The organism is Stenotrophomonas sp. MYb57, from assembly GCF_002966815.1.
In the GTDB taxonomy this organism is placed as follows: Bacteria; Pseudomonadota; Gammaproteobacteria; order Xanthomonadales; family Xanthomonadaceae; genus Stenotrophomonas; species Stenotrophomonas indicatrix.
On record NZ_CP023271.1, the window covers coordinates 1,567,795 to 1,591,241 of the forward strand.

Consider the following 23,447-nt stretch of genomic DNA (forward strand, 5'->3'; position numbering starts at 1 on the left):
TTCCGCGCCGTCCCTTGGCGGACTGAGGAGCGCAGGGAACCGGTGTGCAGAGCACACCGGCTCGCGGCTGGCGGAGCGTTTCTTTTGGTTACTTTTCTTTTCGCGAAAAGAAAAGTAACGCCTCGAGCAGAGGCTCAGGCCGCTTCGTAAGTACCGTAGCTGCGCAGGCGCTTGTAGCGCTGGTCCAGCAGCTCTTCGGTGGACAGCGCATCCAGCGCGTCCAGCTCGTTCAGCAGCACGGCCTTCAGTCGCTTGGCCATCTGCGTCGGGTTGCGATGGGCGCCGCCGGTCGGCTCGCGCACGACCTTGTCGACCAGGCCCAAGCCCTTCAGGCGCGGCGCGGTCAGGCCCAGCTGCTCGGCAGCATCCTTGGCCTTGCCGGCATCCTTCCACAGGATCGAAGCACAGCCTTCCGGGGTGATGGTCGAGTACACCGCGTATTCCAGCATCACGGTACGGTCGCCCACGCCCAGCGCCAGTGCGCCGCCCGAGCCGCCTTCACCGATCACGGTGCAGATGATCGGCACCTTCAGTTCGGCCATTTCGATCAGGTTGCGCGCGATCGCTTCGGACTGGCCGCGCGACTCGGCATCGATGCCCGGCCAGGCGCCGGCGGTGTCGATCAGGGTCAGCACCGGCAGGCCGAAACGCTCGGCCATCTTCATCAGGCGCAGCGCCTTGCGGTAGCCCTCGGGCTTGGGCATGCCGAAGTTGCGCTTGATCTTTTCCTTGGTGTCGCGGCCCTTCTGGTGGCCGATGACCATCACCGAGCGGCCATTGATGCGGGCCAGGCCGCCCATGATCGCCTTGTCGTCGGCGAAGGCACGGTCGCCGGCCAGTTCCTGGAACTCATCGCAGATGATGCGGATGTAGTCGGCGGTGTACGGGCGCGACGGATGGCGGGCCAGCTGCAGCACCTGCCACGAGGTCAGGTTGCGGAAGATCTGTGCGGTGCGCACGCGCAGCTTGTCCTGCAGCGCATGCACTTCGGCCTCGACATTGACCGCCGGCCCGGCACTGGCGTTGCGCAGTTCCTGGATCTTGGCTTCCAGGTCGGCGATGGGTTGCTCGAAGTCGAGGTAGTTCGGATTCATCGGAAGCCGTCGTGTAAAGAAGAGGGGAATTCTAGCCGAATGCGCAGGAACGGCCCGTACGCCTTCGTCTGGAAGCCGACGGTAGCGCAGTGGGGGCCGGCGGCGCCAGTCGGTCCGCCGGCCGCCGGTTCAGGGCAGGACCAGCGCGCTGCGGGCCATTTCGGTACTGCGGATCGTCACGAAGTCGTTGTAGGCCTGGTTGGCCGCCACCGGCAGCTTCGCGCCGAGCGTCATGGTGGCCTGGGTGAAGGCCATCTGCGCCCGGAAGTCTTCCTTGCGCAGGGCCTTCTGCTCGCTGGCCGTGGTGGCCTTCAGCCAGCGGGCATAGATGTCGCGCACCGGACCGGCATGGGCCTCGAAGGCCGGGTCCAGCGCGGGCAGCGCCGGCGCCGGTTCCAGCGTGTAGGCCGGGGCCACGTAGCCGGCGGGCTGCTCGCGCTTGTAGGCACCGGGTTCGCCCATGCTGGCCTCGATGTAGGTGATGAATTCCGGCGCGGTGAAGATCTTGGTGCTGATCCGGCCGCCGGTCGAGTCCACGTGCGCAACCACCTGCTCCTCGGGGAACGGCTCGCGCACGCCGAAGTTCCAGGTCTTGTCGATGAACAGGCCGTGGTGCTTTTCGAACGGCCCCTTGAACTCGACGCCGCCCAGCTCGATGCCCAGGCCGCTGACGCCGAAGTTCTTCAGCTTGTCCTCGCCGGTCACATAGATCTCGCGCGCCGTCACGTACTCGCTGAGGCTGGGATTGATCAGGCCGCCGCGGCCGTCGGCGTAGACGATGAAGCGCACATCGCCCAGGCGGTCGGTATGCAGGTGATGCTCACCGGCAGCCAGGCTGATCGGTCGCGACGCGTGCGCGGCCACCGGCAGGTCCTTGCCATCGATGCTGATCGCCAGCGGCGCATCGGTCGGGTTGTCGATCTCGAAATCGACCTTGGAGGAACAGCCGGCCAGCGCGAGCGCGGCCATCATCGGCAACAGCAGGTTCTTCATTACGGGCAATCGTCCTTGACGTATGCAGTGGGAAAGCGGAAACGGGGTGGGGCCAGCCTCAGCTGGCCCATGGCGGGCTGTAGCGCACCTTCAGCGTGCGCACTGCCGGTTCGGCGCGCAGCGCCTCCATCAGCTTGGAATCGACGCGCACCGCGCTCTGCCCGGAAACATCGAGCATGCCGGCGATGCCGCCATCGGGGCCCTTCAGCAGCAGGTCCAGGCGCAGGGGCGTGCGGCCGGGGCGATGGCGGTCGAGCAGGGCGTCGATGCGCTCCCACACCGGCCGCTGATGGCGCAGGTCCAGCCGCAGCGACAGGCGCGTGGCGTAGTTCGCACAGACCTCGTCGAAGTCCCAGCACTGGCGGATGCGCAGTGCGAAGCCGCCATTGAATTCGTCTTCGCGCAGGCCGCCCTTGACCACCAGGATACGGTCCTTGGTCATCAGGTGGCCGAACTCGGCCATGGCATCGGAGAACGCGCTGCATTCGACGCGGCCACGGCCATCTTCCAATTGGATGAAGATCTGGCTCTCGCCCTTGCGGCGCACGCCGACCACCTGGCCGGCAAGCACGGTCTGTACTTCCGGACGCCAGCGCTTCTCGCCGCCACCACTGTTGCTGTTGGCGCTCCAGATCTTTTCCACCGAGCCGAGGTCGGTACCGACCAGATCGCGCACGTCATCGCGCCACGGGTCGAACGGGTGGCCGCTGAGGTAGAAGCCCAGCGTGTCGCGCTCGCCGTTGAGGCGCTGCAGCAACGGCCATTCGTCGGTTTCCTGCAGCTCCAGGTGGATGGCCTGTACGCCCGGCTCGGGGCCGCCGAACAGCGAGTTCTGGCCGGACGCACGCTCGCGCGCCATCTGTTCGGTGGCCTTGATCACTTCCGGCAGCTGCAGCATCAGCGAGGCACGGTTGTGGCCCAACTCATCCAGCGCACCGCAGTTGATCATTGCTTCCAGCGTGCGCCGGTTGAGCTTGGCCGAACCGATGCGGGTGCAGAAATCGAGCAGATCGGTGTAGTCGCCGCCGCGAAGGCGTTCCTCCACCACCGCTTCGCAGGCACCCTGGCCGACGCCCTTGATCGCCCCCAGGCCGTACTGGATCGTGTCCGGCGTGGACGCTTCAAACATGAAGGCGGACTGGTTCACCTTCGGCGGCAGCACGGTCAGGCCGAGGTTGCGTACCTCGTCCAGGAAGCCGACCACCTTTTCGGTGTTGTCCATGTCCGAAGACAGCGTCGCGGCCATGAACTCGGCCGGGTAATGGCGCTTGAGCCAGGCCGTCTGGTAACTCACCAGCGCGTAGGCGGCGGCGTGCGACTTGTTGAAGCCGTAGCCGGCGAACTTCTCCATCAGGTCGAAGATCGCATCGGCCTTGGCTTCGCCGACGCCGTCCTTGGCCGCACCTTCGCGGAAGATCTCGCGGTGCTTGGCCATTTCCGCCGGCACCTTCTTGCCCATCGCACGGCGCAGCAGGTCGGCGCCGCCCAGCGAGTAGCCGCCGACGATCTGCGCCATCTGCATCACCTGCTCCTGGTACACCATGATGCCGTAGGTGTCGCGCAGGATGCGCTCGGTGCGCGGATCGGGATACTCCACGTCTTCGCGCCCGTGCTTGCGGTCGACGAAGGAGGGAATCAGGTCCATCGGGCCGGGTCGGTACAGCGACACCAGCGCGATCAGGTCTTCGAAACGGTCGGGCTTGGCGTCCTTCAGCAGGCGGCGCATGCCCGAGGATTCGAACTGGAACACCGCGCCGGTATTGCCCGAGGCGAAGATGTCCTTGTAGGTGGGCGCATCGTCCAGCGGCAGCTGGGTGATGTCCACCGGCGGAATGCCGGCGCGCTCGTGGCGCTTGTTGATCGCCTTCACCGCCCAGTCGATGATCGTCAGCGTGCGCAGGCCGAGGAAGTCGAACTTCACCAGGCCGACTTCTTCAACGTCGTTCTTGTCGAACTGGGTGACCGGATTCTTGCCGCGGCCATCTTCATCGTGTTCGGCGAACAGCGGGCAGAACTCGCTCAACGGCTCGGGCGCGATCACCACGCCACCGGCGTGCTTGCCGGCGTTGCGGGTCAGGTCCTCCAGCTGCCGTGCCAGGTCGATCAGGTCGCGGACGTCGTCCTCGCTCTGGTAGCGCTGGATCAGCTCGGGCGAAGCCATCTCGCTGTCCTTGCCCTCACCCATCGCATCCTTGAGCGAGATGCCGAGGATGTTCGGGATCAGCTTGGCTACGCCGTCGACCAGGCCGTAGGGGAAGCCGAGCACGCGGCCGGAGTCGCGCACCACCGCCTTGGCCGCCATCGTGCCGTAGGTGATGATCTGGCTGACCCGCTCGCGGCCATATTTGCGCGCAACGTAGTCGATGACCTCGTCGCGGCGGTCCATGCAGAAGTCGATGTCGAAGTCGGGCATCGACACGCGTTCGGGGTTGAGGAAGCGCTCGAACAGCAGGTTGTACGGCAGCGGGTCCAGATCGGTGATCTGCAGTGCCCACGCCACCAGCGAACCCGCACCCGAACCACGGCCCGGGCCGATCGGAATGCCCTGCGCCTTGCCCCACTGGATGAAGTCGGCCACGATCAGGAAGTAGCCGGGGAAGCCCATCTTGATGATGGTGTCCAGCTCGAACTCGAGGCGGTCGCTGTAATCCTGCGCGGTCATGCCGGGCGCGATGGGATTCTTCTCCAGGCGCGCCGCCAGGCCCTTGCGCGACTCGCTGCGGATCCAGCTGTCCAGCGTCTCCTCGTCGGGCACCGGATAGTCGGGCAGGAAGTAGGTGCCCAGGCGCATCTCGATGTTGCAGCGCTCGGCCAGCGCCAGCGTGTTGTCGATCGCATCGGGGATGTCGGCGAACAGCGCGCACATCTCTTCGGCCGACTTCAGATACTGCTGATCGCTGTACTCGCGTGGGCGCTTGGGGTCATCCAGCACGCGGCCGGTGGAGATGCACACGCGGGCTTCGTGCGCGCTGAAATCGGACGGTGACAGGAAGCGTACGTCGTTGCTGGCGATCACCGGCAGGCCACGCTGGCCGGCGGCCATCAGCGCGAACTGGTTGAAGCTCTCTTCGCCATCGCGGCCGGTGCGGGTCAGCTCCAGGTGCAGGCCGTCGCCGAACACGCGCTGCCAGTCGGCCAGCTGCTGCTCGGCCAGATCGTGCTTGCCATCCAGGGCCAGGCGCCCGGCCAGACTGTCACGGCCGGCCAGGGCGAACAGGTTGGCGTTGCCGGCCTTCAGCCAGTCCGGATGCACCGCCACGCCGCCCTCGGGGCGATGGCCTTCCATCCATGCCCGGGTCAGCAGACGCGACAGGCTCAGGTAGCCCTCGCGGTCGCGGCACAGCAGGGTCATCCGCCACGGGTCCTGGCCTTCTTCGGCGATCATCACGTCGGCGCCGGCGATGGGCTTGATGCCCACGCCTTCGGCGGCCTTGTAGAACTTGACCAGGGCGAACAGGTTGTTGAGGTCGGTCACCGCCAGCGCAGGCAGGCCGAGTTCGACCGAGCGCGACAGCAGGTTGGCCTGCTTGGCCTTCTTCGGGTCAGCCTGGTCCGGCTTGGCCGGCACGCGGATGGTGGAGTCCGCCAGCGAGAACTCGGTGTGGACGTGGAGATGTACGAAGCGGGAGTTGGACATGCCGGACCAGGTTGGAGCGCGCAGGCCCCGGGTGCAGACGCGGGAATCGTCGCCGGGGTCGGGAAGCGCTGGAGTGCCCGGTCAGGGTAGCGAGGGCAGGGGGTTGCGACAAGGACTTGACGGTGCGCGATATCGCCAATGCCGCCGGGCATGGCACGGTGCTACCGGGGGCGTTCATGTTGCCGTGGTAGCGCCGGGCCATGCCCGGCGAACGTTCAGGCGATCGCGATGGCGGCCGCCACAGCCGGCGGCGCCTCCAGGCACTCGCGCACCGGGGCGAAGCTGCGCCGGTGCTCCGCGCACGGGCCGTGTTCACGCAGGGCGGCCAGATGCGCCGGGGTGCCGTAGCCCTTGTGCTGGTCGAAGCCGTACTGCGGGTGGCATGCGTGCAGGTCCAGCATGTAGCGGTCGCGCGAGACCTTGGCCAGGATCGAGGCCGCCATGATCGCGCGGTCGATGCCATCGCCGCCGACCAGCGCCTGCGCCGGCAGTACCAGCCCCTTGGGTACCACGTTGCCGTCGATGCGGGCGAAGCCGGCCACGTGGGCTACCGCCGCGACCACATCGCGCATGCCCTGCAGCGTGGCTTGATAGATGTTCAGGCGATCGATGGCTTCCACGTCCACCAGCACCACGTGCCAGGCCAGGGCGCGGTCGAGGATGCGGTCATGCAGCTGCTCGCGGCGGGCTGCGGTCAGCTGCTTGGAATCATCCAGGCCGTTCAGTCGTGGCCGCTGTGGATCGAACACCACTGCTGCCACCGCGACGGGGCCGGCCAGCGGTCCGCGTCCGGCTTCGTCGACACCGGCGATGCGGTGGCCGGGGTCGATCACCGCGGCACCATCGAACAGCGCCAGGCTGGCGGCTGCGGCGTGGCGGCGGCTCATGCCTTTTCCTGGCCGCGCACCAGCAGCTCGCCAACGGCATCGGCTGCGCGCGCCGATGCATTGCGGCGCAGGCGTTCATGCAGGCGCGCGTAGGTGCCCTGCAGGTCGGCGATCCGCTGCGGATGGTCGAACCACTGCTGGATGGCGGCGGCCAGTTTTTCCGGCGTGCAGTCGTGCTGCATCAGCTCTGGCGCCAGGTCCTGGCCGGCCAGGATGTTGGGCAGGGCGAAGCGGTCGACCTTGATCAACCCCAGCGCCTTCACCAGGCGGTACGTCAGTTCGTTGACCCGGTAGCCGACCACCATCGGGCGCTTCACCAGCATCGCCTCCAGGGTGGCGGTACCGGAGGCCAGCACCACCACGTCGGCGGCGATCATCGCGTTGCGTGCCTGGCCGTCCAGTACATGCGAATAGGCCACCGGCAGCGCCGAGCGTGACAGCTGCTCTTCGATCAGCCGCCGGCAGGCCGCATTGGCCGCCGGCACCACCACGTGCAGGCCGGGAATGCGCTCGGATACCTGCCAGGCGGCCTCGAAGAAGGCTTCGCCGAGCTTGGATATCTCGCCCAGGCGGCTGCCGGGAAGCACGGCCAGCACCTTGGCCGAGGCGGGCAGGCCGAGCTCGATCCGGGCCGCTTCCCGGTCGACGTGCAGCGGGATGTCATCGGCCATCGGATGGCCGACGAAGCGCGCGTCGATGCCGTGTTTGGCGTAGATCGGCGGTTCCATCGGGAACAGGCACAGCACCAGGTCGGCGCTGCTGCCGATCTTCTCGGCACGCTTCTCGCGCCATGCCCACACCGAAGGGCTGACGTAGTGCACGGTGCGCACGCCACGCTGTTTCAGCCAGCGTTCGATACCCAGATTGAAGTCCGGAGCGTCGATGCCGATGAACACATCCGGTTGCCACTCCAGCGCACGCTGGCGGAAGGCCGAGCGCAGCTTGAGCAGCCGCGGCAGATGGCGCAGGACTTCGGTCAGGCCCATTACCGCCAGTTCGCTGGCATCGTGCCAGGTCTGGCAGCCGGCGCTGCGCATGGCATCGCCGCCGATGCCGGCGAATTCGGCATGCGGGAAGCGGGCCTTCAGTTCGCGCACCAGGCCTGCGCCGAGCAGGTCGCCGGAGGCTTCACCGGCGACCAGGGCGATCCGCAACGGGCGCTCGCTGAGCACCCGGTGTGCAGGCACGCTACCGGCCATCGAGGCCAGCGAAATCACCTCGGCGCCGGCCGGCGCCTGGCCGGTCGTGCTGCTCATCGCAGCAGGTGCCTCTCGGTGTGCTCGATGAAGTCCAGCATCGACTTGACGTCGTCACTGTCGCGCGCCTGCTCGGCCAGCTGTGCCTTGGCTTCGGCCAGCGGCAGGCCCGCCACGTACAGCGTGCGGTAGGCACGCTTGATGGCGGTGATGCGCTCGGGATCGAAGCCGCGACGCTTCAGGCCCTCGCTGTTGATGCCGCGCGGGCGGCCCAGCGAGTCGGTGCCGACCATGGTGAACGGCGGGACGTCGCCATTGGTCAGCGCGCCCATGCCGAGGAAGGCATGTGCACCGATGCGGCAGAACTGGTGCGCACCAGCGAAGCCGCTGATGATCACGTAGTCACCCACGGTCACGTGCCCGGCCAGGGTGGTGTTGTTGGAGAACACGCAGAAGTTGCCGACGTGGCAATCGTGGGCCACGTGCGTGTAGGCCAGCATCCAGTTGTCATCGCCGATGGTGGTGATGCCACCGCCGCCGCCAGTGCCACGGTTGAGGGTGACGAACTCGCGGAACACGTTGCGGTCGCCGATCACCAGTTCGGTGCGTTCACCGCCGTACTTCTTGTCCTGCGGTTCGCCGCCGACCGCGACATGGCCGATGAAACGGTTGTCGCGGCCGATCCGGGTCGGGCCATGGATGCTGCAGTGCGGACCGACCTCGGTGCCGGCACCGATCTCGACGTCCGGCCCGATGATCGTGAACGCGCCCACGCGGACATCGTCGGCCAGGCGCGCCGACGGATCGATCACGGCAGTGGGGTGGATCAGGGGGGCGTTGTCGCTCATCTCGGACCTCCAGCCAGCGTCATTCACGGGTGCCGGCGCACAGCACCTCGGCGCAGGCGACGACTTCGCCGTCGACCTTGGCCACACAGTCGTACACGGCCATGTTGCGGATCACGCGCTTGATCTCCACGTGCATCTCCAGCACGTCACCGGGCACCACCTGCTTGGTGAAGCGGGCCTTGTCGACCTTGACCATGTAGAACAGCTTGGACTGCGCATCGCGGCCCAGCGTCAACTGGGTCAGCACGCCACCGGCCTGGGCCATGGCTTCGATGATCAGTACGCCGGGCATGATCGGCTGGCCCGGGAAGTGGCCCTGGAAGAACGGCTCGTTGATGCTGACGTTCTTGGTCGCGACGATCGTGCGCTTCTCGTAGTCGATCGACACCACCTTGTCCACCAGCAGGAACGGGTAGCGGTGCGGAAGCAGCGTCTGGATCTGCGCCATGTCCGGCAGGGTCTGGGTGTGGCTCATTCTTTCTCCTTGCTCACAGACAGGATGCGACGGGCCAGTGCATCGAGCTGCTTGAAGCGCGCGGCATTCTTGCGCCACGTGCGGTTGTCGGTCAGGGGCGTGCCGGAGGAATACTCGCCCGGCTCGGTGATGGAGTTGCGGACCACCGATTTGCCGGTGATCACGACCTTGTCGCAGATTTCAAGATGACCGACGACGCCAACGGCGCCGCCGAGCAGGCAGTAACGGCCGATCTTGGCGCTGCCGGCAATGCCGGTGCAGCCTGCGATGGCCGAGTGGGCGCCGATCTGCACGTTGTGTGCGATCTGCACCAGGTTGTCCAGGCGGACGTCCTCGGCCAGCACGGTGTCTTCCAGCGCGCCCCGGTCGACACAGGTGTTGGCGCCGATCTCGCAGTCGTCGCCGATGCGCACGCCGCCAAGCTGCGGCACCTTGATCCATTTGCCAGCGTCCATGGCCAGGCCGAAGCCATCGGCGCCCAGCACGGCGCCGGGATGGATGCGCACGCGCTTGCCCAGCTTGACGCGGGTGACCAGGGTGACGCGGGCGATCAGTTCACAGCCGCTGTCGAGGGTGCAGTCTTCGCCGATGATGCTGCCGGCGCCGATGATGCAGTTCTCGCCGATGACGCTGCGTGCGCCGATGGTGACGAACGGACCGACGTGGGCGCTGGCGGCGACCTGCGCCTGCGGGTCGATCACTGCGCTGGGATGGATGCCCGGCGGGCGGGTCGGGGCGATGTCGAACAGCGCGCCGATCTTGGCAAAGGTGGTGTAGGGGTCCTTGGCAACCAGCGCGGTGCCGGGAGCCGCGTCGGCATCCTCGGCGCGCAGCACCACAATGCCGGCCTGGCTGTCGGCCAGCTGGGCGCGGTAGCGCGGATTGGCAAGGAAGGTCAGCTGGCCGGCACCGGCATGGGCGAGGGTGGCCACGCCATGGATGGCGGTGCCTGGGTCGCCATGGACCTGCAGGCCGAACTGATCGGCGAGTTGCTGGGCGGTGTAGGTAGGAGTATTCACGGCGGGAGTTTAACGTGTGACGCCATTGCGGTCATGCGGGAGCAAAAGCCGGCGCCTGGCTGATCCGTGGGGCGATGGCGCAGGGGGCTGCCCAGGACACGCCGTAAACCCATCCCTGGGGGCTCGATGGCGCCATCCATGGCGCCAACGGTCCTGGTCAGCCCCCTGCGCCATAGCCGGATAGTCTTCCGCGCGCGAGCGGATCCAACGTCCACAGTCGGCTGCAGCACCGAGCCATACTCGGCTCACCGGGCGTCAGCGTGAGCTTCAATAACGAAAACGCCGGGCAATGCCCGGCGATTCAAGACCCGTCTGGTGGAGAGCCCCCCTTTGTTAAGGGGGGCGCGCCAACGGCGCGGGGGATAGGGAGCAGGATAGGCCCCGCGGTTTGCATCGCAAACCGTGGGAACGTTTGGGGGCCAGTTAGAACTGGCCACCAAACGTAAATTGCAGACGTTCGATCTCGTCGCCGTCCTTCTTCTTCAGCGGGAACGCATAGCTGATCGAGATCGGGCCGACCGGGGCGCGCCACAGCAGGGCTACACCAGTGGAGACGCGCAGCTCGTTGGCCTTGAAGTTGTCGGTGCCGTTGTAGACGTTGCCGAAGTCGACGAAGGCCGACACACGGGCCGACGGGCTGTCGAACAGGCGCGGGAAGTAGGCTTCGACCGAACCGACGGTCTTCAGCGAACCACCCAGCGGCTGGCCGTTCGGGTAGCCGTTGGTGACTTCGCGCGGGCCGAGCGTGTTGTCCTCGAAGCCACGAACCGAGTTGGTACCACCGGCGTAGAAGTTCTCGTAGAACGGCAGGCCCGACGCGGTCACCGAGCGCAGGTTGCCATCCTTGTCCGGCACCATCGCGGTCTTGTCATTGCCATAGCTGTCGCCGTAGCCAACTTCCGCGCGGGTGTTGATGACCAGCGAGGGGATGATCGGCCAGTACTTGCTGATCTGGTAGTTCAGCTTGTAGTACTCGACGGTCGAGCCGGGCAGCGTGGTTTCCAGGCCCACGCGCTGGTAGGTACCGCGGGTCGGCATGAAGTAGTCGTTGCGCGAGTCGCGGGCCCAGCCCAGCTCAGTGCGCCAGGAGTGGAACGTGCGGCGCCCGATCACATTGATGTAGTCGATGATGGACTGCGGGGTCGAGCCCGCGTACGTGGTGATCTGGTTGCTGTCGATGCCGAACATCAGCGAGACGGTGTCGGTCTCGGTGATCGGCACGCCGAATACCACCTGCGCCGAACCGTTGGTGCTGTTGTACTGCGCGGTGTTGAAGTCGGAGTAGTCCAGTTCGCGCCAGGACAGGTTGTAACCCAGCGAGACGCCGTCATCGGTGAAGTACGGGTTGGTGTAGCTGAAGCCGTAGCGCTGCAGGTAGCTGCTGCGCGAAGCTTCGACCGACACGCGGTTGCCGCCGCCCAGGAAGTTGTTCTGCGACAGCTGCACCGAGGTGGTCATGCCGTAGGACTGCGAATAGCCCAGGCCGAACACGAAGCTGCCCGAGGTGGTTTCCTTGACGTTGTAGACGACGTCGACCTGGTCGTTGCTGCCGCTGACGGGCGGGGTTTCCACTTCCACCGCCTCGAAGTAACCCAGGCGCTGCAGGCGGATCTTGGAACGGTCGATCGCGGCCTGCGAGTACCAGCTGTTCTCGAACTGGCGCATTTCGCGGCGCATCACCTCATCGGAGGTGCGGGTATTGCCCTTGAAGATGATGCGGCGGACGGTCACGCGCGGGCCGGGCACGACCTGCATGTTGACCGCCACGGTCTGCTCGGCGCGGTTGGTGGTCGGAATCGGGTTCACCTTGGCGAAGGCATAACCGATGTTGGACAGCGAGTTGGTGATCGAGTCGGAGCTGAATTCCAGCAGGGCACGCGAGAACGTGTCGCCGGACTTCTGCACGACCATGCGCTCGACGTCTTCCTGCGGCAGGATCGTATCGCCGCTGACCTTGATCTCGGAGATCTTGTACTGGTCGCCTTCGGTCACGCCGGCGGTGATGAACATGTCGCGCTTGTCGGGGCTGATCGACACCTGCGTCGAGTCGATGCTGAAGTCGACATAGCCGCGGTCCAGGTACCAGGAGTTGAGCTTTTCCAGGTCGCCGGACAGCTTTTCCTTGGAGTACTGGTCGTCACGGCGGTACCACGACGCCCAGTTGTGCTCCTTGGACTCCCAGTACTCCAGGATGTCCTTGCTGTCGTACTTCTCGGTGCCGACGATGTTGACGTGGCGGATCTTGGCCGCCTTGCCTTCCTTGATCGCGATGGCGATGTCGACGCGATTACGGTCCAGCGGGCTCACGGTCGGGGTGATGTCGACGGTGTATTTGCCACGATCGTTGTACTGGCGGCGAAGTTCCTGGGTCACGCGATCCAGGCTCAGGCGATCGAAGGTGCCGCCTTCGGTCAGGCCGATGTCGGACAGGCCCTTGAGCAGCTGGTCGGACTTGATGTCCTTGTTGCCGGTGACGGTCAGCTTGTTGATCGCCGGACGTTCCTTGACGGTCACCACCAGGATGCTGCCCTGGCGATCCAGCTGCACGTCTTCGAAGAAGCCGGTCTTGTACAGGGCGCGGATGGTCTCGCCGACCTTGCTGTCGGTGACGGTCTCGCCACGCTCGACCGGCAGGTAGGTGAACACCGTACCGGAGCTGATGCGCTGCAGGCCGTCGACGCGGATGTCGCTGACAGTGAAGGGCTCGGCTGCCTGGGCCAGGGCGGGAGCGCCGGTGACGGCGGCGAGGGCGAGGGCCAGCAGGCGGCGATTGGGGAGTCGCGTCATGTCACGTCCGGTAGGAAGGTCGATTTCATTGGTAAGGGATGCCGACGCTGTAGACGGCAAAAACATGGAAAAGTTCATCGCGGGACCAGGCCGAGGATGTCGTTGTAGAACGCCAATCCCATCAGCCCGGCCAGCAACGCCAGGCCGATGTATTGGCCGGCGGCGACGGCACGCTCGCTCAGCGGGCTGCCCTTGACCAACTCGATAAGGTAATACAGCAGGTGGCCGCCGTCCAAGATGGGGATCGGCAGCAGGTTGATGATGCACAGGCTCAGCGACAGCAGGGCGAGGAACTGGATGAACCAGTCCACGCCGCGTTTGGCCGAAATATTGGCGACCCGGGCAATGGTGACCGGGCCGGAAACGTTCTGCAGCGAGGCTTTGCCGGTCACGATCCGGCCCATCATGGCCAATGAATCGGCGGCCATCCTGCCGGTTTCGCGCACCGCGACCGTGACCGACTGCAGCGGGCCGAACTTGAGCAGGGTGTCGTAGGCGGGGCTGTAGCTCTGGGCAAAGCCGGCGCCGATCTGCCAGATGGGCTGGCCCTTGCCGTCCTTGCCCTGGCGCGGGGTGATCTCCAGCGCCAGGCGCTCGCCACCACGCAGCACCTCGATCATCGCCGGGCCACCGCGGCGGCCGAGGCTGCCCACTTCGCTGATGGCCTGCTCGACGCTGTCGATGCGCTGGCCGTCGATCGCCACGATCAGATCGCCGGCCTGCAGGTGACCCTCTGCAGCCGAACCCTTCACGATGTTGTCCACCAGCGGCGGCTGCAGCCACGCACGCCAGTACACGCCGGCCAGGATCGGAACCCGGCGTTCATCGAAACCGGCCGGCAGCTGCGACAGCGGCAGGGTGCGCGAGCGCAGCTGGTCTGCGGGGTCGAGCACCTGCAGGGTCACATCGCGACGGTCCATCGCCGCCGCGGTCAGGGCCATGCTGGCCTCACCCAGGGTGATCACATCGCGGCCGTCCACGCGCAGCAGGCGGTCACCACTGCCGAGCCCGGCCGTGGCGGCCATGCCGGTAGCGCGGCCGACGGTTGCCGAATAGTCCTGCTTGCCGATCACGAACATCGCCCACAGCAGCAGGATGCACAGCAGCAGGTTGGCGATCGGGCCGGCCGCGACGATGGCGATGCGCTGCCACACGGTCTTGTGGTTGAAGGCCTGGCCGCGCTCGTGCGGATGGACCTCGACTTCGCGTTCGTCGAGGAATTTCACATAGCCGCCCAGCGGGATGGCGGCTATGGCGAACTCGGTGCCATGGCGGTCGCGGCGCGACCACAGCGGACGGCCGAAGCCCACCGAGAAGCGCAGCACCTTGACCCCGCACAGGCGCCCGACCCAGTAGTGCCCGAATTCGTGGAAGGTGACCAGCAGCCCAAGGCTGACGATCATCCACCAGACCGATCCGATGAAGTCAGTCATGCAGGTTCACATTGGCGGACACGGGCGGCGGCGTCATACGGGATGGGTGCGCTGTTCAGGTGGCGGCGATGGCGTTCAGGGTCAGCTGGCGGGCCCGCTGGTCGGCGGACAACAGAACCTCAAGTGTATCGGCTGGTTCGGTCGGCAGTGTTGAAAGAGCGTTAGCAACCAGCGTCGGAATGGTCAGGAAGCCTATGCGGCCCTGAAGAAACGCTGAAACAGCCTCTTCGTTGGCGGCGTTCAGCACCGCCGGGGCGGTGCCACCTGCGCGCATCGCTTGCCACGCCAAGGCCAGGCAGGGGAAGGCGTCGGTGTCGGGGGCCTCGAAATCCAGCCGGCCCTGGGCGAGCAGGTCCAGCCCGGACACGCCCGATTCGATCCGTTGCGGCCAGCCCAGGCCTACGGCCAGGGTGGTGCGCATGTCCGGCAGGCCCATCTGCGCCAGCGTGGAGCCGTCAACGAACTCCACCAGTGAATGCACCAGGCTCTGCGGGTGTACCAGCACCTCGATGCGTTCGCCGGGGATGCCGAACAGGTGGTGGGCCTCGATGACCTCCAGGCCTTTGTTCATCAACGTCGCCGAATCGACCGAGATCTTCGGCCCCATCGACCACTTCGGATGCGCCACGGCTTGGGCCGGGGTGACCTGCTGCAGTTCGGCGCGGCTGCGCCCGCGGAATGGGCCACCCGAGGCGGTCAGCAGGATGCGGCGCACGCCGGCACCGTCGAGGCTGGCATCCCGTGAACGCAGGCACTGGAAGATCGCACTGTGCTCGCTGTCGATCGGGATGATCTCGGCGCCGGCACGTTCGGCGGTACGGGTCAGCAGTTCGCCGGCCAGTACCAGCGATTCCTTGTTGGCCAGCAGGATGCGTTTGCCGGCCGCGGCGGCGGCCAGGGTCGAGGACAGGCCGGCGGCGCCGACGATCGCGGCAACCACGGTGTCGCAGGCGTCGCTGGCCGCCAGCTGGTCCAGCGCGGCATGGCCGGCATGGGCCTGGGTGGCCAGGCCGGCTTCGCGCAGGCCGTCGCGCAGTTCGGCATACAGGGTTTCATCGGCGATCACCGCATGCGCGGGCCGGTGCTGCCGGCACAGGGCCAGCAGCGCCTGTACCTGGCGGCCGGCGGCAAGCACGGTGGCCTGGTACCGCAGCGGATGGCGGGCGATCACGTCAAGCGTGGAGGCACCAATCGAGCCGGTGGCGCCGAATACGGCGACCCGGCGCAGGTCTGCAGCAGCTTCCATGGTCAGAACCCGAAAATTTCCTTGCCCAGTGCGAACACCGGGATGGCCGCCAGCACGCCGTCGACGCGGTCGAGCACGCCGCCGTGGCCGGGGATCAGGTGGCCTGAATCCTTGGCGCCGGCATGGCGCTTGATCAGGCTTTCGAACAGGTCGCCCAGTACCGAGGCGAATACGGCCACCACCGAGGTAACCAGCAGGCCGGGCAGGTGCGCGGCATCGATGCCGGCCAGCCAGCCCAGGCCGACGGCCACCGCAACGCCGGCGATCAGCCCGCCGACGAGGCCTTCCCAGGTCTTGTTCGGGCTGATCCGCGGTGCCAGCTTGTGCTTGCCGAAGTGACGGCCAGCGAAGTAGGCGCCCGAATCAGCGGCCCAGACCAGTGCCAGTGCGGCCAGCAGCCACAGGTGGCCCTGATGGCCGGGCGGGTCGCCGCCGGCATGGATCAGTACCAGTGCAGCCCACGCCGGCACGATGGCCAGGGTGCCGGCCAGCAGCTTGAGGATGCGCGCCGGACTGCCAGGCTGCGCGCCGAAGTTGAAGAAGCGCAGCCACACCAGCGCGCCCAGCCACCACGCCACGCCCACCAGGGTCGCGATCTGGAACAGCACCAGGGTGCCGGCATCGGCCCACACCAGCAGCACCATCAGCACCAGGTTGAGAACCAGCAGCACGGTGCGGGCGAGGGTGTCTTCGACGTCGGCCAGCTTCAGCCATTCCCACAGGCCGATCAGCAGCACGGCAGCGGCGGCGGCGGCCAGCCATTGCGTGGGCAGCAACAGGATCGCCGCAATGGCGACCGGCGCCATGATCAGCGCGGCGAGGACTCGGGTCTTGGTCATGGGCTGGACGTCTCGGTGGCCAGGGCGGCGATCTGGGCGCTGGTCAGGCCGAAGCGGCGCTCACGGCTGGCGTAGGCATCCAGCGCCAGCTGCAGCTGCGCGGCATCGAAATCCGGCCACAGCGCTTCGGTGAACCACAGCTCGGTATACGCCAGCTGCCACAGCAGGAAATTGCTGATGCGGGTATCGCCGCCGGTGCGGATGAACAGGTCCGGTGGCGGCAGGTCGGCCAGGGCCACCTGTCGCCCCAGCAGGGATTCGTCGATCTGCTCGGGAAGCAGGCGGCCGGCTGCAACTTCAACAGCCAGTGCGCGTGCGGCACGGGCGATGTCCTGACGGCCACCATAGCTGGCGGCGATCGACAGGGTCAGGGCGCGGTTGTCAGCGGTGCGCTGTTCGGCCAGCTGCATGCGGCTGACCAGGGCAGCACCGAAGCGCTCGCGTTCGCCGATGAAGCGCACGCGCACGCCGCGCCGATGCAGCTCGTCCACTTCGCGGTCGAGCGCGCCGAGGAACAGCTTCATCAACGCATCGACTTCTTCCTGCGGCCGGCCCCAGTTCTCGCTGGAGAACGCGAACAGGGTCAGCGCCGGAATGCCCAGTTCCAGGCAGCGCTCGATGGTGCGGTTTACCGCGCGCGCGCCGGCTCGATGGCCGATCACGCGGGGGCGACGGCGCTGCTGTGCCCAACGCCCGTTGCCATCCATGATGATGGCGACGTGGCGCGGGAGGGCGGACGGCAGGGGAGGCGGGACTGAAGGCATCGACTTCAGACCGACATCAGTTCCTTTTCCTTGTCGGCGACGACCTTGTCGATATCCTTGATGTTGGCATCGGTCAACTTCTGGATATCGTCTTCGCCGCGCTTCTTGTCGTCTTCGCTGATCGCCTTGTCCTTAAGCAGCTTGGCGATTTCCTTGTTCGCATCCTGGCGGATGTTGCGCACGGCGATCTTGGCGCCTTCGCCTTCCTTCTGTACCTGCTTGGCCAGTTCCTTGCGGCGCTCTTCGGTCGGCGGCGGCAGGTTGACGCGGATCGAGGTGCCGATGGTGTTCGGGGTCAGCTCGATGTTGTACAGGCCCTTTTCGATCTCCTTGATCATGCTCTTGTCGAAGGGCGTGACCAGCAGGGAGTGGGCGTCGGCGTTGGAGACGGACGCTACCTGGTTCAGCGGCGTGCTGGCGTTGCCGTAAGCATTGACCGTGACACGGTCCAGCAGGGCCGGCGTTGCGCGGCCGGTGCGGATCGAAGTGAGGGTGTGCTTAAGAGCGTCGATGCTCTTGGCCATGCGCGTCTGCGCGTTGTTCTTGATGTCGTTGAGCATCGCCAGGGTCCTGGATGTAACTGGAATCGGGCGATTATAGGCGAATACGGGACGCCGCCGGGCCTGAATCGGCCCGGAGGTCGCCTTGCGCTCAGCCTCAGGCCGGATCGCGGCCCTGGACGAGGGTGCCGATGTTCTCGCCGTGCAGGATCTTCAGCAGCTCGCCCGGCTGGCCCATGTCGAACACGCGCATCGGCAGGTCGCTGTCACGGGCCAGGGCGAAGGCGGCGGTATCCATCACTTCCAGGCCACGGCGGATCACTTCGTCGTAGCTCAGGCTGTCGAAGCGGACAGCGTCGCTGTACTTGTTCGGATCCTTGTCGTACACGCCATCGACCTTGGTTGCCTTCAGCAGCAGGTCGGCGCCGATCTCGATCGCGCGCAGGGCGGCGCCCGAGTCGGTGGTGAAGAACGGGCTGCCGACGCCAGCGGCGAAGATCACCAGGCGGCCCTTTTCCAGGTGGCGGATGGCGCGGCGGCGGATGTAGTCCTCGCACACGTCGTTGATCTTGATCGCGCTCATCACGCGGGCCTTTGCGCCCACTTTCTCCAGCGCATCCTGCATGGCCAGCGCGTTGATGACCGTGGCCAGCATGCCCATCTGGTCGCCGGTGACGCGGTCCATGCCGCCAGCGGCCAGGCCAGCACCGCGGAAGATGTTGCCACCACCGATGACCAGGGCGACTTCGGCGCCGGCCTGCTGGGCCTCGACGACTTCACGGGCCAGGCGGTTGATGATCTTGGGGTCGATGCCGTAGTCCTCATCTCCCATCAGCGCCTCCCCGGAAAGTTTCAACAGGATGCGGCGATAGGCGAGCTTGGACATAGGGACCTCGGGTGCGTGGAAATCGCGGGCGATTCTACGCGCAAGCGGCGCGCGGCCAAAGCGTTTTGTGCACTGCGGCGCAAAATACCGGTGTGCCCCGTGCATCCGGGGCGCACCATTCAGCCCAGCTCGGCGCCAGCGGTGGCAGACAGTTCATCATGCCCCAGTTCGCCGGGAGAGCGTGCGATGACCCGGTTGCGACCCAGGTTCTTGGAGCGGTAGAGCACGTCATCGGCGGCGCGCAGCAGGTCCTGCACGCCGGCAAAGCGCTCGTAGCCGCCCTGGGTGGCCACGCCGGCCGAGAAGGTGATGAACAGCGGGCCACCTTCCAGTTCCGCCATCGGGGTGGCGACGATGTTCGCCAGTACCCGGCGGATCACGTCCAGGGCCACCGATTCACTGGTATTGGGCAGCAGCGCGACGAACTCCTCGCCGCCGAAGCGGGCCACGGTGTCGCTGTTGCGCAGCTGCCCCTGCAGCTTGCCGGCAAAGGCGCGCAGCACCTCGTCGCCGGTCAGGTGGCCGTGCGCATCGTTGATCTTCTTGAAATCGTCCAGGTCGATGAAGGCCACCGACAACGGCCAGCCATGGCGGCCGGCGCGCAGGAATTCCTGTTCCAGCACGGCTTCGAGCTGGCGGCGGTTGAGGACGCCGGTCAACGCGTCGCGATGGGCCTGGTCGGCCAGGCGCTTGGCGCGGGCCTCGAATTCATCGGCGCGACGGCGGGCCTGGTCGGCATCCTGCAGTTCGCGCAGGTTGCGCAGGGTGGCCAGTTCCTGGGCGTGGTCGATCAGTTCACGCACGCGTGCCGGCGAGTTCAGGCCGTTTTCGAACAGGCTGGCGATGTCCGGCAGCGCTTCGCTGATCCGCGCCAGCACCTGGTCGAAGCGGGCGCTGTCCATCTGCAGGCGGTCGTGGACCTGCTGCAGGGCGCGTTCGCGTGCGCCATCGGCGTCTTCATCCAGCCAGATGTCGGCGACCGCGCCAGACAGCTGTACGCAGGCCTGGAACGGATTTTCGGCGGTGCCTTCGTCTTCGCTGTGGCGGATGCTGTCCACCAGGTAGCGCGGCAGGCCCCACTCCTCGGCCACCCATGCACCGACGTCGGCGTGGCTGCAGCCGAGTTCCTGGCGCTCGCGCGCGATCAGGTCGGGATTGTCGCGCGCTTCGCGCAGCAAGGGCAGGTAGCGTTCGGATTCGGCCTGGGCCAGGCACAGCACGCCCATGTCCTGCAGCAGTCCGGCCAGCATCAGCTCCTCCAGCCTGCGCAGGCCGCGCGCTTGGCCGAGCTGGCTGGCCGCCAGCGCGCTGAGGATGCTGCGCTTCCAGGCGCGTTGGCGCAGATCGTGGTCGGCGCCGCCTTTGCCGGTCAGGCCCTGGGTGACAGTGAAGCCCAGGGCGAGGCTGATCGTAGCGTTGAGCCCGAGCATGGTCAGCGCCTGGCCGAGGTTCTCGATCCGGCGCCGGCTGGCATACAGCGGTGAATTGGCGATACGCAGCATGCGCGCACTCAGCGCCATGTCGATGGCGATGATGTCCGCAGCGGTTGCGATGTCCGCCTCCGGGTCCTGGGCCAGTTCGATGATGCGCAGGGCAATACCGGGCGGCGAGGGGAGGTTGCGGCAAAGCGCCAGTGCAGCTGTCAGCTCGGGAGGCATGTCGGGTCGTTCAATTCCATTAGGACAAGAATACCTAGGAATGCATCACAGTCTGCGAATTTCGTTCCTGTTATGTGACTGCAGGTTCCCTTTGCCGAGTATCGGCTTGATTCGCTTGCAACGCAAAGGTGTCGGTGTGCGTACCAACGGTGCGCACCCACAGATTCGGCCACCCACAGGTGAAGGGCGCCCGCAGGCCCACCGGCATAAAAAAAGAGCCGCGGTTTCCCGCGGCTCCTTCTGGTTTCATTACAGCCGTGAGGCTGGAATCAGACCTGCATCGCCTTGGCAACTTCGGCGGCGTAGTCTTCCACCACCTTCTCGATGCCTTCGCCAACGACCAGCAGCTGGAAGCCAGCCACGTCGGCGCCGGCGGCCTTGACCACCTGCTCGACGGTCTTGTCGCCGTCCAGAACGTAGCTCTGGCCGTACAGGGTCACTTCGCTGACGATCTTGTTGATCTTGCCGCTGATGATCTTTTCCAGGATGTCGGCCGGCTTGGACTTGTCCTTCTCGGACATCTTGGCCAGTTCGATTTCCTTTTCCTTTTCCACGAACTCGGCCGGCACATCGGCAGCCTTGTTGTGCGGCGGCTTCAGCGCGGCCACGTGCATGGCCAGGCCGCGAGCCAGTTCGGCGTCGCCGCCGATCAGGTCGACCAGCACGCCGACCTTGCCGTTGGTGTGGACGTAGGAACCGACGTTGCCAGTGGTGTCCAGCTTGACCAGGCGACGGATCTGGATGTTCTCACCCAGGGTCTGCACGGCGGTCGCGCGGGTTTCTTCGACGGTCTGGCCGGTCGGCAGGGTGGCCGACTTCAGGGCTTCCACGTCGGCGGCGCCCGATGCCAGTGCAGCGGCAGCGACGGAATCGACGAAGTTCTTGAAGTTGATGTCGTTGGCGACGAAGTCGGTTTCCGAGTTGATCTCGACCAGCACGGCCTTGCCGCCGTCCTGGGCCAGGCCCAGACGACCTTCGGCGGCCACGCGGTCAGCCTTCTTGTCGGCCTTGGCAGCGCCGGACTTGCGCAGCGCTTCAGCAGCGGCGTCGATGTTGCCGCCGGCCTCGGTGAGCGCCTTCTTGCATTCCATCATGCCGGCGCCAGTGCGCTCGCGCAGTTCCTTGACCAGGGAAGCAGTGATTTCCACGGGATTACCTCACGAAAGAAAGGGGTTGGGCCGGCATGGTGGCCGGCCCGTGTGACAGTTTCCTGTCGTCGCGCCATCGGCAGCGGACAGGAAAGGTGGGCGCGTGGCGCCCACCGGGGCCTGGATCAGGCCTGGGCTTCGCCCTTGTCGGCAGCAGCCTTCTTGGCCGGAGCGCGGCGAGCCGGCTTGCCTTCTTCGGCCGGAGCGTCGGCGAACTCTTCTTCACGGACGGTGGCAGCGTGCGGTGCAGCAGCCTTGCCTTCCAGCACGGCGTCAGCAGCGGCGCGTGCGTACAGCTGCACGGCACGGATGGCGTCGTCGTTGCCCGGGATCGCGTAATCCACCAGCTCCGGGTTGTAGTTGGTATCGACGACGGCGATCACCGGGATGCCGAGCTTCTTGGCTTCCTTGATGGCGATGTCTTCGTGGCCGATATCGATGACGAAGATCGCGTCCGGCAGACGGTTCATGTCCTTGATGCCGCCCAGTGAGGCTTCCAGCTTGTCGCGCTCGCGACGCAGGCCCAGCACTTCGTGCTTGACCAGCTTCTCGAAGGTGCCGTCGGATTCACCGGCTTCCAGTTCCTTCAGGCGGGCAACCGACTGCTTGACGGTACGGAAGTTGGTCAGGGTGCCGCCCAGCCAACGCTGGTTCATGAACGGCATGCCGCAACGCTCGGCTTCTTCGCGGATCGACTCACGCGCGCTGCGCTTGGTGCCCAGGAACAGGATGGTGCCGCGCTTCTGGGCAACCGACGAGATGAAGTTCATCGCGTCGTTGAACAGCGGGACGGTCTTTTCCAGGTTGATGATGTGGATCTTGCCGCGGGCGCCGAAGATGTACGGAGCCATTTTCGGGTTCCAGTAGCGGGTCTGGTGGCCGAAGTGGACGCCGGCTTCCAGCATCTGACGCATGGTGACCTGGGGCATTGCAGAACTCCTGATGGGGAACCGGCGATTCCGCCCGCGGGATAGGTATGCGGGACGCGTGGAAGCACTGAAGGTTCCGGGGTTGGGCTTCCCTGTTGCCTCCGTGGCCGAACTCCTTGCGGAGCACCCCGGCACGGATGGGGGCAGCAGGTGTGGATTCACCGGTGACGTCCGGTGTGGACGGTGTCCCGCGCACGGGGCGGCAGGACATCCGGGCAATTATAGCCCGCTTGGCTGGCTCGCTGCAATTGCGGGTGCCCGCGCCGCCAGGATGACCTCCGTTCCGTCCTGCAGGCGGGCATGGAACCTGCCGCCTGCATAGCCATCGGCGCGCGGCGGCAGCTGCCATTGGCGCTGGCGCGCCGCCAGTACGTAGCCGGCAAGACCGGGCAACAGCAGGCTGCGCTGGCCGCCAGCCGTCTCATAGGCAAGGTCGCTCAAGCGCGCGTGCCGGGTGCCACTGTTTAACAGTCTCAGCATGAATTGCGACCCGTTGACCGCCAGCTCTGCCTGCAGGCAGGGGGACGCTGGGCCGACCGGTTCGCTGCGGAACAGGGGCAGTGAATAGCGCGGCATGGCCGGTTCTGCCGGTGCCAGGATGATACGGAATGCCTGTTCAGCGGCCACAGGCGCGGACGACGCCGGCAGCAACCACACGCGCTGGCGGGCGCCGGCCGGCAGGTCCAGCAGGGTCGGACTGGCCAGCACCTGCCCGCTGCGCTGCAGGTGTTCGGCGCCCGGTTGCTGGTCCCACGCCCAGATCTGCACCTGGCCGCGCCAATGCCCGGGGCCAGGATTGTGCAGCCACAGCTCGGTCCGCCCCTGCGCAGCCGGCAGGTGCAGCGTGGTCGGCATCAGGTCCAGCGCCTGCAAGGGCATGGGCAGCAGTGCCATCAACAGGGGCAGCAGCCGGCGCATCAGTAGTAAGTGGTGGGCGGTTCGGGCAGCGAATGCCCCTGTTCGTCCTGCGCTGGCGGGGCCAGTTCACGGACCTGGGGCGGCAGGTGACCGCCGTCGCTGTGCTGCTGTGGCACCGGGCAACGTGGGCCGCCCTCCGTGCCGACGCAGCCTTCAACCACGGTCAGGCGGATCTGCATTGGGACGGGCG

20 protein-coding genes are annotated in these 23,447 nt (G+C 66.4%); all 20 read right to left on the reverse strand.

The annotated features are described in order from the left end of the window. Window positions 1-134 precede the first annotated feature (134 nt). The 20 genes from CLM74_RS07175 to CLM74_RS07270 all read right to left on the reverse strand — a co-directional run bounded on the left by CLM74_RS07175 (window position 135) and on the right by CLM74_RS07270 (window position 23,436). Complete coding sequence (locus tag CLM74_RS07175) at window positions 135-1,094, reverse strand: acetyl-CoA carboxylase carboxyltransferase subunit alpha (RefSeq protein ID WP_025877686.1); 960 nt, start codon at window positions 1,092-1,094, stop codon at window positions 135-137. A 129-nt stretch (window positions 1,095-1,223) separates the two neighbouring features. Next, entirely contained in the window at window positions 1,224-2,087 is an 864-nt protein-coding gene (locus tag CLM74_RS07180; RefSeq protein WP_105163761.1) for a hypothetical protein, read from the reverse strand. 58 nt (window positions 2,088-2,145) lie between these two features. Further along, complete coding sequence (dnaE, locus tag CLM74_RS07185; RefSeq protein ID WP_105163762.1) at window positions 2,146-5,724, reverse strand: DNA polymerase III subunit alpha; 3,579 nt, start codon at window positions 5,722-5,724, stop codon at window positions 2,146-2,148. Between the two features lie 215 nt (window positions 5,725-5,939). Continuing rightward, entirely contained in the window at window positions 5,940-6,611 is a 672-nt protein-coding gene (locus CLM74_RS07190; protein ID WP_105163763.1) for a ribonuclease HII, read from the reverse strand. After that, window positions 6,608-7,810, reverse strand: coding sequence for a lipid-A-disaccharide synthase (lpxB, locus tag CLM74_RS07195; RefSeq protein ID WP_223482669.1), 1,203 nt, complete (start codon window positions 7,808-7,810; stop codon window positions 6,608-6,610). Before lpxB ends, CLM74_RS07190 begins: the two co-directional genes overlap by 4 nt. A 53-nt stretch (window positions 7,811-7,863) precedes the next feature. After that, window positions 7,864-8,655, reverse strand: a complete 792-nt coding sequence (gene lpxA / locus CLM74_RS07200) for an acyl-ACP--UDP-N-acetylglucosamine O-acyltransferase (protein WP_025877677.1) — start codon at window positions 8,653-8,655, stop codon at window positions 7,864-7,866. A gap of 19 nt (window positions 8,656-8,674) precedes the next feature. Beyond that, a complete protein-coding gene (gene fabZ, locus CLM74_RS07205) occupies window positions 8,675-9,130 on the reverse strand; it encodes a 3-hydroxyacyl-ACP dehydratase FabZ (RefSeq protein ID WP_025877675.1) in 456 nt (151 codons plus the stop codon). Further along, window positions 9,127-10,149 carry a UDP-3-O-(3-hydroxymyristoyl)glucosamine N-acyltransferase gene (gene lpxD / locus CLM74_RS07210; protein ID WP_025877673.1) on the reverse strand — a complete coding sequence of 341 codons (1,023 nt, stop codon included), beginning with the start codon at window positions 10,147-10,149 and terminating at the stop codon, window positions 9,127-9,129. The genes fabZ and lpxD overlap by 4 nt, the downstream gene beginning before the upstream one ends. Window positions 10,150-10,572: 423 nt before the next feature. Next, the gene (gene bamA / locus CLM74_RS07215) at window positions 10,573-12,936 is read right to left on the reverse strand and encodes an outer membrane protein assembly factor BamA (RefSeq protein ID WP_025877671.1); all 2,364 of its coding nucleotides are present in this window, start codon (window positions 12,934-12,936) and stop codon (window positions 10,573-10,575) included. A gap of 74 nt (window positions 12,937-13,010) precedes the next feature. Further along, window positions 13,011-14,369, reverse strand: a complete 1,359-nt coding sequence (rseP, locus tag CLM74_RS07220) for an RIP metalloprotease RseP (RefSeq protein WP_100436021.1) — start codon at window positions 14,367-14,369, stop codon at window positions 13,011-13,013. A 55-nt stretch (window positions 14,370-14,424) separates the two neighbouring features. Beyond that, the gene (locus tag CLM74_RS07225) at window positions 14,425-15,615 is read right to left on the reverse strand and encodes a 1-deoxy-D-xylulose-5-phosphate reductoisomerase (RefSeq protein WP_033830714.1); all 1,191 of its coding nucleotides are present in this window, start codon (window positions 15,613-15,615) and stop codon (window positions 14,425-14,427) included. Between the two features lie 2 nt (window positions 15,616-15,617). Then, entirely contained in the window at window positions 15,618-16,454 is an 837-nt protein-coding gene (locus tag CLM74_RS07230; RefSeq protein WP_025877667.1) for a phosphatidate cytidylyltransferase, read from the reverse strand. Continuing rightward, window positions 16,451-17,218 carry a polyprenyl diphosphate synthase gene (uppS, locus tag CLM74_RS07235; RefSeq protein WP_025877665.1) on the reverse strand — a complete coding sequence of 256 codons (768 nt, stop codon included), beginning with the start codon at window positions 17,216-17,218 and terminating at the stop codon, window positions 16,451-16,453. The genes CLM74_RS07230 and uppS overlap by 4 nt, the downstream gene beginning before the upstream one ends. A gap of 5 nt (window positions 17,219-17,223) precedes the next feature. After that, window positions 17,224-17,778 (reverse strand): ribosome recycling factor, encoded by a 555-nt coding sequence (gene frr, locus CLM74_RS07240; protein WP_025877664.1) that lies wholly within the window; start codon window positions 17,776-17,778, stop codon window positions 17,224-17,226. 97 nt (window positions 17,779-17,875) lie between these two features. Then, window positions 17,876-18,604, reverse strand: coding sequence for a UMP kinase (pyrH, locus tag CLM74_RS07245; RefSeq protein WP_025877663.1), 729 nt, complete (start codon window positions 18,602-18,604; stop codon window positions 17,876-17,878). A 119-nt stretch (window positions 18,605-18,723) separates the two neighbouring features. After that, window positions 18,724-20,262 (reverse strand): GGDEF domain-containing protein, encoded by a 1,539-nt coding sequence (locus CLM74_RS07250; RefSeq protein WP_025877660.1) that lies wholly within the window; start codon window positions 20,260-20,262, stop codon window positions 18,724-18,726. Window positions 20,263-20,531: 269 nt separating this feature from the next. Next, window positions 20,532-21,410 (reverse strand): translation elongation factor Ts, encoded by an 879-nt coding sequence (gene tsf / locus CLM74_RS07255; RefSeq protein WP_032975792.1) that lies wholly within the window; start codon window positions 21,408-21,410, stop codon window positions 20,532-20,534. Between the two features lie 125 nt (window positions 21,411-21,535). Beyond that, on the reverse strand, window positions 21,536-22,339 hold the full coding sequence (gene rpsB, locus CLM74_RS07260; protein ID WP_025877657.1) for a 30S ribosomal protein S2: 804 nt from the start codon (window positions 22,337-22,339) through the stop codon (window positions 21,536-21,538). A 219-nt stretch (window positions 22,340-22,558) separates the two neighbouring features. Further along, window positions 22,559-23,257, reverse strand: a complete 699-nt coding sequence (locus tag CLM74_RS07265) for a fimbria/pilus periplasmic chaperone (protein ID WP_105163765.1) — start codon at window positions 23,255-23,257, stop codon at window positions 22,559-22,561. Beyond that, window positions 23,257-23,436, reverse strand: a complete 180-nt coding sequence (locus CLM74_RS07270) for a hypothetical protein (protein WP_223482177.1) — start codon at window positions 23,434-23,436, stop codon at window positions 23,257-23,259. Before CLM74_RS07270 ends, CLM74_RS07265 begins: the two co-directional genes overlap by 1 nt. Window positions 23,437-23,447: the final 11 nt, after the last annotated feature.

Coding starts and splice junctions, on each gene's coding strand:
- rseP (WP_100436021.1), bottom strand. CDS start 14,369: ATGACTGACTTCATCGGATCGGTCTGGTGGATGATCGTCAGCCTTGGG.
- CLM74_RS07270 (WP_223482177.1), bottom strand. CDS start 23,436: ATGCAGATCCGCCTGACCGTGGTTGAAGGCTGCGTCGGCACGGAGGGC.
- fabZ (WP_025877675.1), bottom strand. CDS start 9,130: ATGAGCCACACCCAGACCCTGCCGGACATGGCGCAGATCCAGACGCTG.
- CLM74_RS07225 (WP_033830714.1), bottom strand. CDS start 15,615: ATGGAAGCTGCTGCAGACCTGCGCCGGGTCGCCGTATTCGGCGCCACC.
- CLM74_RS07175 (WP_025877686.1), bottom strand. CDS start 1,094: ATGAATCCGAACTACCTCGACTTCGAGCAACCCATCGCCGACCTGGAA.
- CLM74_RS07250 (WP_025877660.1), bottom strand. CDS start 20,262: ATGCCTCCCGAGCTGACAGCTGCACTGGCGCTTTGCCGCAACCTCCCC.
- lpxB (WP_223482669.1), bottom strand. CDS start 7,810: ATGGCCGGTAGCGTGCCTGCACACCGGGTGCTCAGCGAGCGCCCGTTG.
- frr (WP_025877664.1), bottom strand. CDS start 17,778: ATGCTCAACGACATCAAGAACAACGCGCAGACGCGCATGGCCAAGAGC.
- uppS (WP_025877665.1), bottom strand. CDS start 17,218: ATGCCTTCAGTCCCGCCTCCCCTGCCGTCCGCCCTCCCGCGCCACGTC.
- rpsB (WP_025877657.1), bottom strand. CDS start 22,339: ATGCCCCAGGTCACCATGCGTCAGATGCTGGAAGCCGGCGTCCACTTC.
- bamA (WP_025877671.1), bottom strand. CDS start 12,936: ATGACGCGACTCCCCAATCGCCGCCTGCTGGCCCTCGCCCTCGCCGCC.
- CLM74_RS07190 (WP_105163763.1), bottom strand. CDS start 6,611: ATGAGCCGCCGCCACGCCGCAGCCGCCAGCCTGGCGCTGTTCGATGGT.
- dnaE (WP_105163762.1), bottom strand. CDS start 5,724: ATGTCCAACTCCCGCTTCGTACATCTCCACGTCCACACCGAGTTCTCG.
- lpxA (WP_025877677.1), bottom strand. CDS start 8,655: ATGAGCGACAACGCCCCCCTGATCCACCCCACTGCCGTGATCGATCCG.
- CLM74_RS07180 (WP_105163761.1), bottom strand. CDS start 2,087: ATGAAGAACCTGCTGTTGCCGATGATGGCCGCGCTCGCGCTGGCCGGC.
- pyrH (WP_025877663.1), bottom strand. CDS start 18,604: ATGTCCAAGCTCGCCTATCGCCGCATCCTGTTGAAACTTTCCGGGGAG.
- CLM74_RS07265 (WP_105163765.1), bottom strand. CDS start 23,257: ATGCGCCGGCTGCTGCCCCTGTTGATGGCACTGCTGCCCATGCCCTTG.
- CLM74_RS07230 (WP_025877667.1), bottom strand. CDS start 16,454: ATGACCAAGACCCGAGTCCTCGCCGCGCTGATCATGGCGCCGGTCGCC.